Source organism: Streptomyces sp. NBC_01474 (assembly GCF_035918215.1).
In the GTDB taxonomy this organism is placed as follows: Bacteria; Actinomycetota; Actinomycetes; order Streptomycetales; family Streptomycetaceae; genus Streptomyces; species Streptomyces aureus.
The window spans coordinates 5,278,537-5,292,385 of record NZ_CP109449.1 but is presented as its reverse complement, the minus strand read 5'-3'; the positions used below and the strand labels follow the sequence as shown (position 1 = coordinate 5,292,385).

The 13,849-nt window shown below is 68.7% G+C and carries 14 protein-coding genes and 1 tRNA gene; 7 read left to right on the top strand and 8 right to left on the bottom strand.

Features of this window, described 5'->3' with window-relative positions:
- Positions 1 to 215 precede the first annotated feature (215 nt).
- A complete protein-coding gene (locus OG758_RS24265) occupies positions 216 to 803 on the top strand; it encodes a hypothetical protein (RefSeq protein ID WP_326711902.1) in 588 nt (195 codons plus the stop codon).
- Between the two features lie 97 nt (positions 804 to 900).
- On the opposite strand, the gene OG758_RS24260 is transcribed toward OG758_RS24265, so the two are convergent.
- The 4 genes from OG758_RS24260 to OG758_RS24245 all read right to left on the bottom strand — a co-directional run bounded on the left by OG758_RS24260 (position 901) and on the right by OG758_RS24245 (position 3,926).
- Complete coding sequence (locus OG758_RS24260) at positions 901 to 1,023, bottom strand: hypothetical protein (RefSeq protein ID WP_326711901.1); 123 nt, start codon at positions 1,021 to 1,023, stop codon at positions 901 to 903.
- Positions 1,024 to 1,134: 111 nt separating this feature from the next.
- Positions 1,135 to 2,559, bottom strand: coding sequence for an FG-GAP-like repeat-containing protein (locus tag OG758_RS24255; RefSeq protein ID WP_326711900.1), 1,425 nt, complete (start codon positions 2,557 to 2,559; stop codon positions 1,135 to 1,137).
- Positions 2,560 to 2,822: 263 nt separating this feature from the next.
- Positions 2,823 to 2,896 (bottom strand) — tRNA-Pro (locus tag OG758_RS24250).
- A gap of 91 nt (positions 2,897 to 2,987) precedes the next feature.
- Complete coding sequence (locus OG758_RS24245) at positions 2,988 to 3,926, bottom strand: metallophosphoesterase (protein WP_326711899.1); 939 nt, start codon at positions 3,924 to 3,926, stop codon at positions 2,988 to 2,990.
- Between the two features lie 76 nt (positions 3,927 to 4,002).
- Here OG758_RS24245 and OG758_RS24240 point away from each other — a divergent pair, with 76 nt between their 5' ends.
- Positions 4,003 to 4,467 (top strand): GatB/YqeY domain-containing protein, encoded by a 465-nt coding sequence (locus tag OG758_RS24240; protein WP_326711898.1) that lies wholly within the window; start codon positions 4,003 to 4,005, stop codon positions 4,465 to 4,467.
- Between the two features lie 165 nt (positions 4,468 to 4,632).
- Here the strand turns inward: OG758_RS24240 and OG758_RS24235 are convergent, their stop codons facing one another.
- Positions 4,633 to 6,861, bottom strand: a complete 2,229-nt coding sequence (locus OG758_RS24235; RefSeq protein WP_326711897.1) for a transglycosylase domain-containing protein — start codon at positions 6,859 to 6,861, stop codon at positions 4,633 to 4,635.
- A 428-nt stretch (positions 6,862 to 7,289) separates the two neighbouring features.
- Here OG758_RS24235 and OG758_RS24230 point away from each other — a divergent pair, with 428 nt between their 5' ends.
- Complete coding sequence (locus OG758_RS24230; RefSeq protein ID WP_206302096.1) at positions 7,290 to 7,634, top strand: WhiB family transcriptional regulator; 345 nt, start codon at positions 7,290 to 7,292, stop codon at positions 7,632 to 7,634.
- A gap of 78 nt (positions 7,635 to 7,712) precedes the next feature.
- Here OG758_RS24230 and OG758_RS24225 read toward each other — a convergent pair whose 3' ends face one another.
- Complete coding sequence (locus OG758_RS24225; RefSeq protein ID WP_326711896.1) at positions 7,713 to 9,116, bottom strand: ArsA family ATPase; 1,404 nt, start codon at positions 9,114 to 9,116, stop codon at positions 7,713 to 7,715.
- 6 nt (positions 9,117 to 9,122) lie between these two features.
- Positions 9,123 to 10,100: an ArsA family ATPase gene (locus OG758_RS24220; protein ID WP_326711895.1), complete on the bottom strand. Its 978-nt coding sequence runs from the start codon at positions 10,098 to 10,100 to the stop codon at positions 9,123 to 9,125.
- Between the two features lie 81 nt (positions 10,101 to 10,181).
- Here OG758_RS24220 and OG758_RS24215 point away from each other — a divergent pair, with 81 nt between their 5' ends.
- The 4 genes from OG758_RS24215 to OG758_RS24200 all read left to right on the top strand — a co-directional run bounded on the left by OG758_RS24215 (position 10,182) and on the right by OG758_RS24200 (position 12,958).
- The gene (locus tag OG758_RS24215; protein ID WP_003967454.1) at positions 10,182 to 10,340 is read left to right on the top strand and encodes a DUF4177 domain-containing protein; all 159 of its coding nucleotides are present in this window, start codon (positions 10,182 to 10,184) and stop codon (positions 10,338 to 10,340) included.
- Entirely contained in the window at positions 10,337 to 10,807 is a 471-nt protein-coding gene (locus tag OG758_RS24210) for a RidA family protein (protein ID WP_326711894.1), read from the top strand. Before OG758_RS24215 ends, OG758_RS24210 begins: the two co-directional genes overlap by 4 nt.
- 448 nt (positions 10,808 to 11,255) lie before the next feature.
- Positions 11,256 to 12,131: an NUDIX hydrolase gene (locus OG758_RS24205; protein WP_326711893.1), complete on the top strand. Its 876-nt coding sequence runs from the start codon at positions 11,256 to 11,258 to the stop codon at positions 12,129 to 12,131.
- On the top strand, positions 12,128 to 12,958 hold the full coding sequence (locus OG758_RS24200) for an MBL fold metallo-hydrolase (RefSeq protein WP_326711892.1): 831 nt from the start codon (positions 12,128 to 12,130) through the stop codon (positions 12,956 to 12,958). The genes OG758_RS24205 and OG758_RS24200 overlap by 4 nt, the downstream gene beginning before the upstream one ends.
- Here OG758_RS24200 and OG758_RS24195 read toward each other — a convergent pair.
- A complete protein-coding gene (locus tag OG758_RS24195; RefSeq protein WP_326711891.1) occupies positions 12,955 to 13,830 on the bottom strand; it encodes a sigma-70 family RNA polymerase sigma factor in 876 nt (291 codons plus the stop codon). The two genes, OG758_RS24200 and OG758_RS24195, sit on opposite strands and share 4 nt — an antisense overlap.
- Positions 13,831 to 13,849 lie beyond the last annotated feature (19 nt).

Here is a 13,849-nt window from a genome sequence, read left to right as displayed (position 1 = left end):
CACATTGGCGAAGTGTTCTCGCGGTGGGCAGCGCGACTGCTGCTGCGGGGGTTCGCGCGTGGAGCCGTACTTGGCACACACGGCCGGTGATGGCCACGGCGCGTTTCTCAATTTCCAGAGCGGTGACATTTCGACCGCACACCCTGTCCTTCTTGTGTGCGCGGCCATCCATCTCGCGTTCGGGTGCGCGAGACGATGGAAGGGAGAAAGAGCTCATGCGAGCACTTCGCGTGAAGCGCATCGTCGCGGTGACCGCCACCGGAATTCTGATGGCCGGTGGCGCCGCGATCGGCTCGGCCGGGACAGCCTCAGCCTCGGACTCGAACCACTACAACTCCGGCTACCGGGATTGCTACAACCGCGGCTGGAACTGGAACTGGAACTGGAACGACGGGGTCTGCTGGTACCGCTACAGGCACAACGGCTACGGCCGCGGCTACTACAACTACAACGACTACGGTCGCGGCTTCTACAACAACAACGGCTACGGTCGCGGCTTCTACAACAACAACGGCTACGGTCGCGGCTTCTACAACAACAACGACTACGGTCGCGGTGGCTACGGCGGCGGTGACCACGGTGGCGGAGGCTTCGGCGGCGGCGGTGACCACGGTGGTGGCGGCTTCGGCGGCGGTGGCGGCTTCGGCGGCGGCGGTGACCACGGTGGTGGCGGCTTCGGCGGCGACGGCGGTGGCGGCTTCGGCGGTGGCGGCGATGGCGGCGGCGGCGGTGGCGGCTTCGGCGGTGGCGGCGATGGCGGCGGCGGTGGCGGCTTCGGCGGTGGCGGTGGCGGCGGACGTTGACTGTCTGCCTGGTGAGAGCGCGGTGTGCGGGCCCGGTCAGCGCCGGGGCCGCACGCTGCGTTACTCCCACCCCGCACCCTCATCTGCTGCAGCAGACTCACCAATTGAGTGCCTCCTTCATCTCCGGGCCGCGGCGCCATGACCGAGCGGTGACCTTCGGGAAGTACGCGAGGCAGCTGGTCGTACGGCCTTCGGCGATGTCGAGTAGTTCCGCCTCCACCCCGTGGACACTGGCGAGGGCGTAGGCGACTGCGTCAGGAGATCTACTGCTCCGCTGCGTGGAGTGTGTGGAGCCCACTGGTCCGCGCCCGATCAGAGACGCTCGCGCGGCTCAGTCGAGCAGGCTCTCCCCGAGCCGTGATCCGCTCGCGAGGCCGAAGTCGGTGGAGCTGAGGGACTTGGAACCGGAACCGGTGAGGCCGGATGAAGTGCCCGGCAGGGTCCACAGGCCTCCGCTGCGGTTGTTCTCGAAGGAGGCGGTCACCGCCAGGTCGGCCTTGCCGTTGTTGTTGTAATCGGCGATCCGGACCTGGGCGCCGAAGAGGTCGTCGGTCTCGGCGACGCCCGGAACACCGGTGGTGTCCTGGGAAATGCGCACGACTCCGGACTGCGAGACACCGGAGGCGGAGCCGCGGAACACTGTCACGTCGCCGGCGTTCTTGAGGTTGCCGAGCCATTCGCCGTTGCCGCCGACCACCAGTTCGGCCTTGCCGTCGCCGGTGATGTCACCGATCGCCACCGAGGATCCCCAGTTGTCGCCGTCCTCGTTGGCGCCGGGCACACCGGTGCTGTTCTGATGCAGGGTCGTCGGGTCGCCGAAGCCCGTGCGGCTGCCGTACCGGACGGTCACGTAGCCGGAGCCGTTGCTCGGGTCATCGACGGAGTAGGAGCCGGGCCAGGTGAGGGAGGTAGCCATGTCGTCGAAGCCGTCGCCGTTGATGTCGCCGAGGGCGACCGCGGTGCTTCCGTCGTCCACGCGCTGTATCCGGTTCGGACGGCCTTCCTGGCCCGTGTAGATGTCGGTGCCCGGGCGTCCGGTGCCGGGGTCGCCGGTCACGGCCAGGTCATCCTTGCCGTCTCCGTTGACGTCGCCCACGGCGGCCTCCCAATTGAGGAGCTGGGCACCCGGGACCGTCATGGTGTAGGCGGGGGTTGTCCGGTTCTCCCGGGAGTTGCCGCCCTTGTAAATGACGACCGCGTCCGGCTCGATCACGGCGAGGTCCGCGCCGCTGTCACCGGTGAAGTCCCCCACCGCCACGTCCAAGCCATGGCTCTGCCACTGGTGTGGGTTGTCCACCGTGGTCGTGGTGCTGCTGGTGAACGGCTTGGCGCCGCCCCAGAGGATGGTCACGCTGCCTTGGCCTTCGTAGCTGCCTACATCCTCACCGTCGGCGCCCACGACCAGGTCCGCGTATCCGTCCGAGTCGAGGTCTCCGCCGGCGATCGAGATACCGAAGTGGTCACCGTCCTCCGGTGTGCCCGGCACCCCCGCGGAACTCTGGGTGAGTTCGACCTTCTTGGTGGTCAGGCCGGTGGCTGACCCGAAAGCCACGACCACACCGCCCGCAGCCGACGCACCGTTGACGGACTTGTACGGCGCGCCGATCGCGATGTCCCGGTGTCCGTCGCCATTGAAGTCGTCGGCGTATTTGGCAGGGGCGGCGGACGCCGGTGTCGCGGTGACAGCGGTGAACAGGACACCGGTCAGCGCGGTTACGGTCGCGGCGGCGACAGCCGTGCGGAATGGCAGGGGCATGACGACCTTCTCCTTGGAGCTGTGCCGGACGGTGCCGTAGACGACTCAAGGGGTTGAAGGGTTGTACGAGACTGGCCGTTCGTTTGCGCAACCTGACCGAGTCCTGTGCCGCCGACGGCTCGCCTCGAAGAGCACGACGCCCGCCTAGGAGATTTCACCCGCGCCCAAGATCTTCTCCCGATTTCTCCCCGGACTAACCGCACAAGCAGAAAGACCCCCTGCACTCAAGCGAGTGCAGGGGGTCTGACCTGGTGTTTCAGCTGTCGGGGTGGCGGGATTTGAACCCACGACCTCTTCGTCCCGAACGAAGCGCGCTGCCAAGCTGCGCTACACCCCGATGTCGTTGCTCCACTGTCCTGCGGTTCTGCAGGTCGTGGCGACATCGATTACTTTAGCGGACCGGCGGCCGTAGACGAAATCCGGTTTTCTCAGGGCCTGGGGGTCAAGGTCAGGAGGGTCGCCTCCGGAGGGCAGGCGAAGCGGACCGGGGTGTACCGGTTGGCACCGCAGCCGGCTGAGACGTGCAGGTAGGAGCGGTGGCCTTCGGCCTCGTGGGTCGACAGGCCCTTCACGCGGTCCGTGTCCAGGTCGCAGTTGGTGATCAGCGCCCCGTAGAAGGGGATGCAGAGCTGGCCGCCGTGGGTGTGCCCCGCCAGTACCAGCGGGTAGCCGTCCGCGGTGAACGCGTCAAGGGAGCGCAGGTACGGCGCGTGCACGATGCCCATCGAGAAGTCGGCGCCCGAGTCCGGGCCGCCCGCCACGTGCGCGTACCGGTCGCGCTTGATGTGCGGGTCGTCCAGGCCCGTGAAGCCGATCTCCATGCCCTCGATCTTGAGGGCGCCCCGCGTATTGGTGAGGTTCAGCCAGCCCGCCGCGTCGAAGCCGTCGCGCAGGTCTTCCCACGGATTGTGGACGACGCCGACCGCGGGGGCGTTGCCGTTGAGGCCGTGGGCGCCGCGGGCCTTCTCGAAGAGATAGCGGGCCGGGTTGCGGAGCCTGGGGCCGTAGTAGTCGTTCGAGCCGAAGACGTACGCCCCCGGGAACTCCATCAGCGGGCCCAGCGCGTCCAGGACCTCCGGCACGCCCTCAGGGTCGGACAGGTTGTCGCCCGTGTTGATCACGAAGTCGGGGCGCAGGCCGGCCAGGGAGCGCAGCCAGCGCTGCTTCTTGCGCTGGCCGCCGACCATGTGGATGTCGGACACCTGGAGGACGCGCAGCGGGCGCATCCCCGCGGGAAGCACCGGGACCGTGACCCGTCGGAGGCGGAACGAACGGGGTTCGATCCCCGCCGCGTAGATCAGCCCGGCGGCGCCCGCCGCCGTGATGCCTGCTGTCACTTTCAGGGGAATCCCGTATCGCGCGCGCATACACCCATCGTGTCAGACCCGGCAGGTCCCGGAAATCAAGGGGCGTAGGGCATCGCGTACCTGCGACAATCGCTGCATGACCACGCTCAAGTCGAAGCTGCAGGAAGACCTCACCGCCGCGATCCGGGGGCGTGACGAGCTGCGCTCCTCGACGCTCCGGCTCACCCTCTCCGCCATCACGAAGGAGGAGGTCGCGGGCAAGACGGCGCGCGAGCTCTCCGACGACGAGGTGCAGAAGGTGATCACCCGCGAGGCGAAGAAGCGCCGCGAAGCCGCCGAGGCGTTCGCGCAGGGCGGCCGCACCGAGCAGGCCGAGCGGGAGAAGGCGGAGGGTGTGGTGCTCGCCGAGTACCTGCCCAAGCAGCTCTCCGACGACGAGCTGCACCAGATCGTCGCCCAGGCGGTCGAGGAGGCGAAGTCGGCAGGCGCCGAGGGGCCGCGCGCCATGGGCCAGGTCATGAAGATCGTGAACCCGAAGGTCGCGGGCCTGGCGGAGGGCGGCCGCGTGGCCGCCGTCGTGAAGCAGCTGCTCGCCGGCTGAGCGGGCCGGCCCAGCGGGGCGGGAGGGAGAGCCGGGGCTGAGCCACGCGTCTCGCCCCGTCCCCGCCCTCACCACACATACGCCGATGGGGCGCCCCCGATAAAGGGGGCGCCCCATCCGCGTACCGTCACCGTCCAAGGCGCATCCGCCTCAGCCGTGTTCGACTCAGCGGCGTCCGCCCCCGTGCCCGTTGCCCCCGCCGATGACGCCCGGCGGGAGGGAGATGCCCGGCCAGGGGCTCTTGCCGCTGTTGCCCGGGCTTCCGTCGCCCCGGTCCGGGCCCGGGTCCTGGTTCGGGTCCCCGTCCCCGCCCCTGTCCCTCTTGTCCTTCTCGGGGTCGGGGATGTCGATCAGGTTGAAGCCGGGGGACGGCTTGCCGGAGAGGGCGCCGACCATGGCGTCCCTCCAGATCGGTCCGGGGACCTGGCCGCCGAAGACCTTCGGCTGGTACTGGCCGCCGATGGTGATGTTCTCCATCTCGACGTTCTGCAGGGCGCTGCCGACCCAGACCGCGCCGGACAGGTTCGGCGTGTACCCCACGAACCAGGCGTTCTTACGGCTGTCGGTCGTACCGGTCTTGCCCGCGTTGTCCCGGTCGGTCAGACCGGCCTCCCTGCCCGTACCGGAGTCGATCACGCCGCTCAGCAGGGTGTTGATGCTGTCGGCGGTCTTCGTGGTCATCGCGCGCGAGCACGACGACTTCGGCACCGGCAGCGACTTGTCACCGGGGGCCGTGATCGACTCGATGGCGACCGGCGTGCAGTACGTGCCGCGGTTGGCGAAGGCGGCGTACGCGCTGGCCATCGTCAGCGGGGAGATGCCCTTGGAGCCGAGAACGATGGCCGGGACCTCGGGGAGCTTGTCGCCGTTGCCCTGGACGACGCCCAGCTTGTCGGCCATGTCCATCACGGGGCACATGCCGGTGTCGCCGATCATCTGCACGAAGTAGGTGTTGATGGACTTGGCCATCGCCTCCTCCAGCGCGTACGGACCGAACTCGGACCTGTTCTCGTTCTCCACGGTGAAGCCGCCGTTGTTCACCCACGGCTTGCCGCTGCACGTCTGGACCGACTTCGGATACGGCATCCGGTACGGCGCCGGATACGACTGCGTCACCGGCGTGCCCTGCTCCAGGGCGGCGGCGGCGAGGAACGGCTTGAACGTCGAACCCGTCGGGAAGCCGAAGTTCGAGCCGCTCATCTTGCGGTCGACCGAATAGTTGATCTGCGTCTCGTTCTTGCCGAAGCCGTACGGCTTCGACTGGCCCATGCCGAGGATCTTGCCGGTGCCCGGCTCGACGAACGTGGCCGCCGTCGCGACCTTGTCCGTCTGGTAGACGTGATCCTTGATCGACGCCTGCACCGATTCCTGCGTCTGCGGGTCGAGGGTGGTCTGCACCCTCAGACCGCCGCGGTTCCAGAGCTTCGCCCGCGCTTCCTTCGTCTTGCCGAAGACGGGGTCAGTGAGGAACACCTCGCGCACGTAGTCGCAGAAGAAGCCCGCTCCCTTGACCGCCGTGATGCAGCCGTTCTGCGGCCTGCTGATCTTCAGGCCGAGCGGCTTCTCCTTGGCGCGGTCCGCCTCGTCCTGGGAGATGTCGTGCGTCTCGGCCATCCGCTGGAGCACGACGTTCCGTCGCTTGACGGCCTCCGCCTCGTCGTTGACGGGGTCGTAGCGGCTCGGGGACTGGACGATGCCGGCCAGCATCGCCGACTCCTCCATCGTCAGATCCTTCGCCGACTTGGAGAAGTACCGCTGCGAGGCCGCCTCGACGCCGTACGCCTGCTCACCGAAGTACGTGATGTTCAGGTAGTTGGCGAGGATGCGCTTCTTGCCGAGCTTGTCCTCGAGCTGGATCGCGTACTTCAGTTCGCGGATCTTGCGGCCGATCGTCTGCTGGGTGGCCTGGGCGAGCTTCGTCGGGTCGTCGCCGGCCTCCTCCATGAAGACGTTCTTCACGTACTGCTGGGTGAGCGTGGACGCGCCCTGCGCGACACCGCCGCTCTGCGCGTTCTCGTTGATCGCGCGCAGGATGCCCTTCATGTCGACGGCGCCGTGCTCGTAGAACCGTGAGTCCTCGATCGCGACGAGCGCCTTCTGCATGTACGGCGAGATGTCCTTGAGGGGCACCACTGTGCGGTCGCGCGAGTAGACCGTCGCGATCGCGCCGCCCTTGTTGTCCAGAATTGTGGTGCGCTGACTGAGCGGCGGCTGCTTGAGGTTGGCCGGGATCTCGTCGAAACCCTCGACCGAGCCTTTCGCCGCGAGGCCGAGCGCGCCTGCTGCGGGCAGCGCGATTCCGGCGAGGACGGCTCCCGCTAGGACACTGACACCAAGGAACTTGGCGGCCTGCTGAGTCGGTGACAGTCCACCGCCCGAGCGCTTCTTTCCCATGAGGGCAGCCTACGTTCTGATTCTCCGGACAGGCGTATATGCCTTGGCCTAAGCTGCACTCAACTGTCACAGCAGTGCGGTCACGTATCAAGACGTCCGGCGAACCCGAATCGTTCCGGTAGTCATCTCACCACTCCACCACGGTCTTTCCGCGGTCGGTGTGGGCGTGTCCGAAACCGCCTTGAGTGTCACCAGGTGTCCGCTGTGACTCAACTGAAACACCCCGGTTTGCCGGTTTTGTCACGCATGCCCTCGGCTCACTCCGTCGGGTGATCTGCCGCTTACGCATAGTCCGTTCGGGCCATTCAAGATTGGGCCCGAAGGGGGTGTTGCGCTGTGCCCACCTTCCGTAACGTCCTCAACTGGCGGCGGTGAATATGCCGCTGCCGCCGTGGGGGAGCCTCGATTCGGGAGAGGACGGCGCCGGTATGGGCTGGGTAACCGACTGGAGTGCGCAGGCGGCCTGCCGCACTACCGATCCAGATGAACTGTTCGTTCAAGGAGCAGCGCAGAACCGGGCGAAGGCGGTGTGCACCGGATGCCCGGTGCGGACCGAGTGCCTGGCCGACGCGCTGGACAACCGCGTCGAGTTCGGCGTGTGGGGTGGCATGACTGAGCGGGAACGCCGCGCACTTCTGCGCAGGCGTCCCACCGTCACCTCGTGGCGCCGGCTGCTCGAGACGGCTCGTACGGAGTACGAGCGCGGTGCGGGCCTGCTGCCCGTGGACATCGATGACGACGAGACGTACGAGAGGTACGCCGCCGTGGGGTGAGGGGGCCGAGCTCCCTCAAGGGCGCCCGAGAGGTGCGAGCCGTGTGGCGGCCCGCACCTCGGGAGACGTCCGTACAGCTCACGCAGCTCCGGCCGGGTCCGCACCGGCCGCGAGCCGGTCCCCGATGCTCCTGAGGCCTGCCAGGTCGTGCACATCGCCGGGCAGGGCGCCGACTTCGGTGACCGCCACCTCCGGGTGGAGCGCCGCGAAGCGGTCGCGTGTGCGTTGTTCGCGTGCCAGCAGCTGCATGCGTTCCGCGTGCAATCGCAGTAGCCCTGCCGTGAGTTGGTCTGTGGCCGTGCGATCCGTGGTTGCGTGGTCTGCGGGTGCGTCGTCTGTGGTCGCGCCGGCGGGCGTGCTTGTGTCCGGCGAGTTGGGCGCGGTGGTCGTTGCGGGTGCGCTGTGTGGGGTTTTGTCCGGCGTCTGGGCGTACTCGTCGGGCGTGTCCCTTGCTGGGGCGGGGGAGCCTGCTTCGGGAGCGGTACGCAGCTCTACATTCCCGCCCCCCTGATCCACAATGCCGCGCTCGTCAAGATTTTCTGCGGCGGCGAGCGCACGCTCGGCCGACAGCTGCGCGGCACCGCTGCCGTGCACCCGGTTCAGTACGAGCCCGGCCAGCGGCATGTCCTCCGCGGCGAGGCGCTCCACGAAGTACGCCGCCTCGCGCAGCGCGTCCCGCTCCGGCGCCGCCACCACCAGGAACGCCGTACCGGGGGCCTGGAGCAGCTTGAACGTCGCGTCGGCGCGCGTGCGGAAGCCGCCGAACATCGTGTCCATCGCCGCCACGAATGTCTGTACGTCGCGCAGGAGTTGGCCACCCAGCAGCTTCCCGAGCGCGCCCGTCATCATCGACATCCCGACGTTCAGGAACTTCATGCCGGCCCTGCCGCCGACCTTCGCCGGCGCCATCAGGACCCGGATCAGCTTGCCGTCCAGGAACGAGCCGAGACGTTTCGGCGCGTCCAGGAAGTCGAGCGCCGAGCGGGACGGAGGCGTGTCGACGACGATCAGGTCCCACTCGTCCTGGGCCCGCAGCTGGCCCAGCTTCTCCATCGCCATGTACTCCTGCGTGCCCGCGAAGCCCGCCGAGAGCGACTGGTAGAAGGGGTTGCCCAGAATCGCCTCGGCCCGCTGGCCGTCCGCGTGCGCCTCGACGATCTCGTCGAACGTCCGCTTCATGTCGAGCATCATCGCGTGCAGTTCGCCGCCCGCCGTGTCGTCGATGCCCTTGACGCGGCGCGGTGTGTTGTCCAGCGAGTCGATGCCCATCGACTGGGCCAGCCTGCGGGCCGGGTCGATCGTCAGCACGACCACCTTGCGGCCGCGCTCCGCGGCGCGCAGGCCGAGCGCCGCCGCCGTCGTCGTCTTGCCGACGCCGCCGGAGCCGCAGCACACCACGATGCGCGTCCTGGGGTCGTCGATGAGTGGGTCTACGTCGAGTACGTGGGTGTCTGTCGCGTTCAGGCTCAGGGACGACGCCATGTGTCTCTAGATCCCTTGCTTCCGCAGTTCCGTGGCCAGCCGGTACAGGCCCGCCAGGTCCATCCCCTCGGTCAGCAGGGGCAGTTCGTGCAGAGGTAGGCCCGAATCGGCCAGCACCGCGCGCTGGCTGTGCTCCAGCTCGTGCCGTTCCGCGTACTCCGCCGCCTGGTCGAGGAGCGGGGTCACTAGGCGTTCGGCGCCGCCGCCTCTGCGGGCGCCGCCCAGGCCCGCCGCGGACAGGGACTTGGCGATGGCCGTCCGGGGCACGCCGCCCCGCGCCAGCGCCAGTTCCGCCTCGTCGAGGACTGCCGGGCGCACCATGTTCACGATGAGCCGGCCCACGGGGAGGTTCGCGGCCTGTAGCTCCGCGATGCCGTCCGACGTCTCCTGGACCGGCATCTCCTCCAGCAGCGTCACCAAGTGCACTGCTGTCTCGGGCGACTTGAGGACCCGCATGACCGCCTGCGCTTGGTTGTGTATCGGGCCGATCTTGGCCAGGCCCGCGACCTCGTCGTTCACGTTCAGGAACCGCGTGATGCGGCCCGTCGGCGGGGCGTCCATCACCACGTAGTCGTAGGTGTATTTGTTCTGTTTCGTCTTGCGGCGCACCGCCTCACAGGCCTTGCCCGTCAGGAGTACGTCCCTCAGGCCCGGCGCCACCGTTGTCGCGAAGTCGATCGCGCCCAGCTTTTTGAGCGCCCTGCCCGCGCCGCCCAGCTTGTAGAACATCTGGAGGTAGTCCAGCAGCGCCAGCTCTGGGTCGATGGCGAGTGCGAACACCTCGCCGCCCCCCGGGGCTACCGCGATCTTCCGTTCCTCGTACGGCAGCGCTTCCGTCTCGAAGAGCTGTGCGATGCCCTGGCGTCCTTCCACCTCCACCAGGAGAGTGCGCTTGCCCTCGGTCGCGAGGGCGAGCGCCAGTGCGGCGGCGACCGTGGTCTTTCCGGTACCGCCCTTGCCGCTGACGACCTGGAGCCTGCTCACGTCTTCGAGCCTAACCAGTCCGCGCGCGGGCTACGCAGGAGGCTGTCGGTCATCGTCGGTCCAGCGGCTACAGTCGGCCGTATGACCAAGTGGGAATACGCGACCGTGCCCCTTCTCGTGCACGCGACCAAGCAGATTCTGGACACCTGGGGCGAGGACGGCTGGGAGCTCGTCCAGGTCGTGCCCGGGCCGAACAACCCCGAGCAGCTCGTGGCCTACCTGAAGCGGGAGAAGGCATGAGCGGGGTCGTCGACGCGCGCCTCGCCGAACTCGGGCTGACCCTGCCCGAGGTCGTGCCGCCGCTCGCCTCTTACCAGCCGGCCGTGCAGTCCGGTGTGTACGTGTACACGGCCGGTCAGCTGCCGATGGTGGACGGGAAGCTTCCGCTCACCGGGAAGGTGGGGGCCGAGGTCACCGCCGAGCAGGCCAAGGAGCTGGCCCGTACGTGTGCGCTGAACGCGCTCGCCGCGGTGAAGTCCGTTGCCGGCGATCTCGATCGGGTCGCCCGTGTTGTGAAGGTCGTCGGGTTTGTCGCCTCCGCGGCCGACTTCACCGGGCAGCCGGGTGTGGTGAACGGGGCCAGTGAGCTCTTCGCCGAGGTTCTCGGCGAGAAGGGTGTGCACGCCCGGTCCGCCGTGGGTGTGGCCGTTCTGCCGCTGGACGCGCCTGTTGAGGTCGAGGTTCAGGTCGAGCTCGTTTCGGCCTGATGGTTCGCTTCTGCTGAGAGTTCGGGTCGGCCGAGGCTTCTGGTTCGGCTGAGGGTTCGGGTCGGCTCGGGACCGGTGCGCTCCGTCCAGTGAGGGCGGGGCCGCGCCGGGATGTACGTGCTCGCTGTTCTATGGGGCCTCGTCGCCGGCCCAATTGCCCGCATGTGGTGCTGGTGGCTCCGCGCGCACATCCCGACACGGCCCCTCATGTCTCGTACGCGGCTGCCGACCGGTGGGTCATTCGGCCGTCCGGTTCTCTCGTGTGCGGCTGTCGGCCGGTGGGTGATTTGTCGGTTCGGTTGTCTCGTGTGCGGCTGCGGGGCGGTGGGTGATTTTTTGGTCCGGCTCTCTCGGGTATGGCCGCGGGGCGGGGGGTTGTTCGGGGCTGTGTCGTACTTGATCGTCTGTGGCTCTCGAACATCCGCTTGGTAGCGGATAGCCTCCGGCCATGGCGAATGGGCAGTGGTATCCCCCGGAGTGGCCCGAGCGGATTCGTGCGCTCGCGGCGGGTGAGCTGGCGGCCGCCGTGCCACGGCGGGCCGCGACCGTCATGCTTCTGCGGGACGCGGTCGCCGGTCCCGAAGTGCACATGCTGCGTCGACGCGCCTCCATGGCTTTCGCCGGGGGCGCGTACGCGTATCCGGGCGGGGGCGTGGATCCCCGTGACGACGAGTCGGTCGTGCGGTGGGGCGGGCCCTCGCGTGCGGCGTGGGCGGCGCGGCTCGGCGTGGACGAGAAGTCGGCGCAGGCGATCGTGTGTGCCGCCGTGCGGGAGACGTACGAGGAGGCGGGCGTGCTGCTCGCCGGGCCCGACGCGGCGTCCGTGGTGGGGGACACGACCGGGGAGTCCTGGGAGGCCGACCGGGAGGCGCTCGTCCGGCGGGAGTTGTCGTTCGGCGAGTTCCTCGGGCGGCGCGGGCTGGTTCTGCGGTCCGATCTGCTGGGTGCCTGGGCGCGGTGGATCACGCCCGAGTTCGAGCCCCGGCGGTACGACACCTGGTTCTTCGTCGCCGCCCTGCCCGAGGGGCAGCGCACCCGTAACGCCTCCACCGAAGCTGATCGGACCGTGTGGATCCGGCCCGATCAGGCTGCCGAGGGGTACGACAAGGGCGAGCTCATGATGATGCCGCCCACGATCGCGACGCTGCGGGCGCTGGCCGGTTTCGACAGCGCCGAGGGTGCCCTTGCGGGGGCCACGGCGCAGGATCTCTCCCCTGTGCTCGCCCAGGCCCGGCTGGAGGGTGGGGAGATTGTTCTGTCCTGGCCCGGTCATGATGAGTTCACCAAGCACATTCCGACCACGTCCGGGGGAGCCTCCGCATGACCGAAGCCGCAGCCCTTCCCGGACAGCCCCGCGGCGGGGTGCTGTCGGGGCCCGCCACCGCGCGCGCGGTCAACGTGCTGGCTCCGAACGCCTCCGCGATGACCCTGGACGGGACCAATACGTGGATTGTTTCCGAGCCTGATTCCGAGCTTGCCGTGGTGATCGATCCCGGGCCGCTCGACGACGTGCATCTGGAGCATGTGGTCGCGGTCGCCGAGGCTGCCGGCAAGCGCGTCGCCCTGACGCTTCTCACTCATGGGCATCCCGATCACGCGGAGGGTGCCGGCCGGTTCGCCGAGCTGACCCGGACCGACGTGCGGGCTCTCGATCCTGATCTGCGGCTTGGGGACGAAGGGTTGGCGGGTGGGGATGTGGTGACTGTCGGCGGGCTTGAACTGCGTGTCGTCGCAGCTCCTGGGCATACCGCTGATTCGCTCTGTTTCCATCTGCCTGCCGATCGGGCCGTGCTGACCGGCGACACCGTGCTCGGGCGCGGGACCACCGTCGTCGCCCATCCCGACGGGCGGCTCGGTGACTATCTCGACTCGCTGCGGCGGCTGCGGTCCCTCACCGTCGACGACGGGGTCGACACGGTGCTGCCAGGGCACGGGCCCGTACTCGAAGACGCCCAGGGCGCCGTCGAGTTCTATCTCGCCCACCGCGCCAACCGGCTCGCCCAGGTCGAGACCGCCGTCGAGAGCGGTTATGTCACGGCGTCAGAGATCGTCGCCCATGTGTACGCGGCTGTGGACCGGTCTCTGTGGCCGGCCGCCGAGTTGTCCGTCCTGGCTCAGCTCGAGTACTTGAAGGAGCATGGGCTGATCTAGAGGGCCGCCCGGGTCAGGGTTTTGAGGCGGTCCTCGTCCGAGAGGATGTTCAGTTCTGTGATTTTGGCGCCTGCGATCGTGAACGACATCAGCGATGCCGGGCGGCCCTCCGGCAGGGCGAGCAGGCCGATCGCGCCGTTCACCAGCACGACGCGTACGTGCGGTGCCATGCGCTGGAACGTGATTGCCCCGGACGCCACCGTGTGAGCGCCTCGAACCAGGCGCGAGAGGCCCGTCGCGCCGGCGTCCGCCCGTAGCAGTACGTCCGGGTCCAGGACCGCGACCAGGCGTTCGAAGTCGCCTTCGCGGGCCGCCGAGAGGGACGCCTCCACGATCTCGCGCTGCCGTGCGGGATCCGTCTCCGGCGGCGGCGCTCCCTGGACGCGGCGGCGCGCGCGGCTCGCCAGCTGCCGGGTCGCCGCCGGCGTGCGCTCCACGATCGGCGCGATGTCGTCGAACGGCACAGCGAACAGGTCGTGCAGCACGAACGCCAGCCGCTCCACCGGCGCCAGCGAGTCCAGGACCACGAGCAGCGCCAGGCCCACCGAATCGGCCTGGAGCGCCTGTTGTTCGGGATCCGGGGTGTCCAGGCTCGTGACCAAGGGGTCGGGTACGTGCGTCTCCAGGGGCTCCTCGCCCCTCGCCTTGCGCGAGCGCAGCAGGTCCAGGCAGATCCGGCCGGTGACGGTGGTGAGCCAGCCGCCCAGGTTCTCGACGGCCGAGACGTCGGACCGCTGGAGCCGCAGCCACGTCTCCTGTACGGCGTCCTCCGCCTCGCTGAGCGAACCGAGCATCCGGTAGGCGACGGCACGCAGGTGCCCCCGTGACTCCTCGAACCGTTCGGCCAGGGTGTCCGTCGATGCTGAGCTCATCGGTGTCCTGCTTCCCGGG

Bases quoted from the DNA above. Each gene is read 5' to 3' on its own strand.
- OG758_RS24195 (WP_326711891.1), bottom strand. From the start codon at position 13,830: ATGAGCTCAGCATCGACGGACACCCTGGCCGAACGGTTCGAGGAGTCA.
- OG758_RS24255 (WP_326711900.1), bottom strand. From the start codon at position 2,559: ATGCCCCTGCCATTCCGCACGGCTGTCGCCGCCGCGACCGTAACCGCG.
- OG758_RS24245 (WP_326711899.1), bottom strand. From the start codon at position 3,926: ATGCGCGCGCGATACGGGATTCCCCTGAAAGTGACAGCAGGCATCACG.
- OG758_RS24215 (WP_003967454.1), top strand. From the start codon at position 10,182: ATGACCAAGTGGGAATACGCGACCGTGCCCCTTCTCGTGCACGCGACC.
- OG758_RS24205 (WP_326711893.1), top strand. From the start codon at position 11,256: ATGGCGAATGGGCAGTGGTATCCCCCGGAGTGGCCCGAGCGGATTCGT.
- OG758_RS24235 (WP_326711897.1), bottom strand. From the start codon at position 6,861: ATGGGAAAGAAGCGCTCGGGCGGTGGACTGTCACCGACTCAGCAGGCC.
- OG758_RS24225 (WP_326711896.1), bottom strand. From the start codon at position 9,116: ATGGCGTCGTCCCTGAGCCTGAACGCGACAGACACCCACGTACTCGAC.
- OG758_RS24230 (WP_206302096.1), top strand. From the start codon at position 7,290: ATGGGCTGGGTAACCGACTGGAGTGCGCAGGCGGCCTGCCGCACTACC.
- OG758_RS24210 (WP_326711894.1), top strand. From the start codon at position 10,337: ATGAGCGGGGTCGTCGACGCGCGCCTCGCCGAACTCGGGCTGACCCTG.
- OG758_RS24240 (WP_326711898.1), top strand. From the start codon at position 4,003: ATGACCACGCTCAAGTCGAAGCTGCAGGAAGACCTCACCGCCGCGATC.
- OG758_RS24200 (WP_326711892.1), top strand. From the start codon at position 12,128: ATGACCGAAGCCGCAGCCCTTCCCGGACAGCCCCGCGGCGGGGTGCTG.
- OG758_RS24265 (WP_326711902.1), top strand. From the start codon at position 216: ATGCGAGCACTTCGCGTGAAGCGCATCGTCGCGGTGACCGCCACCGGA.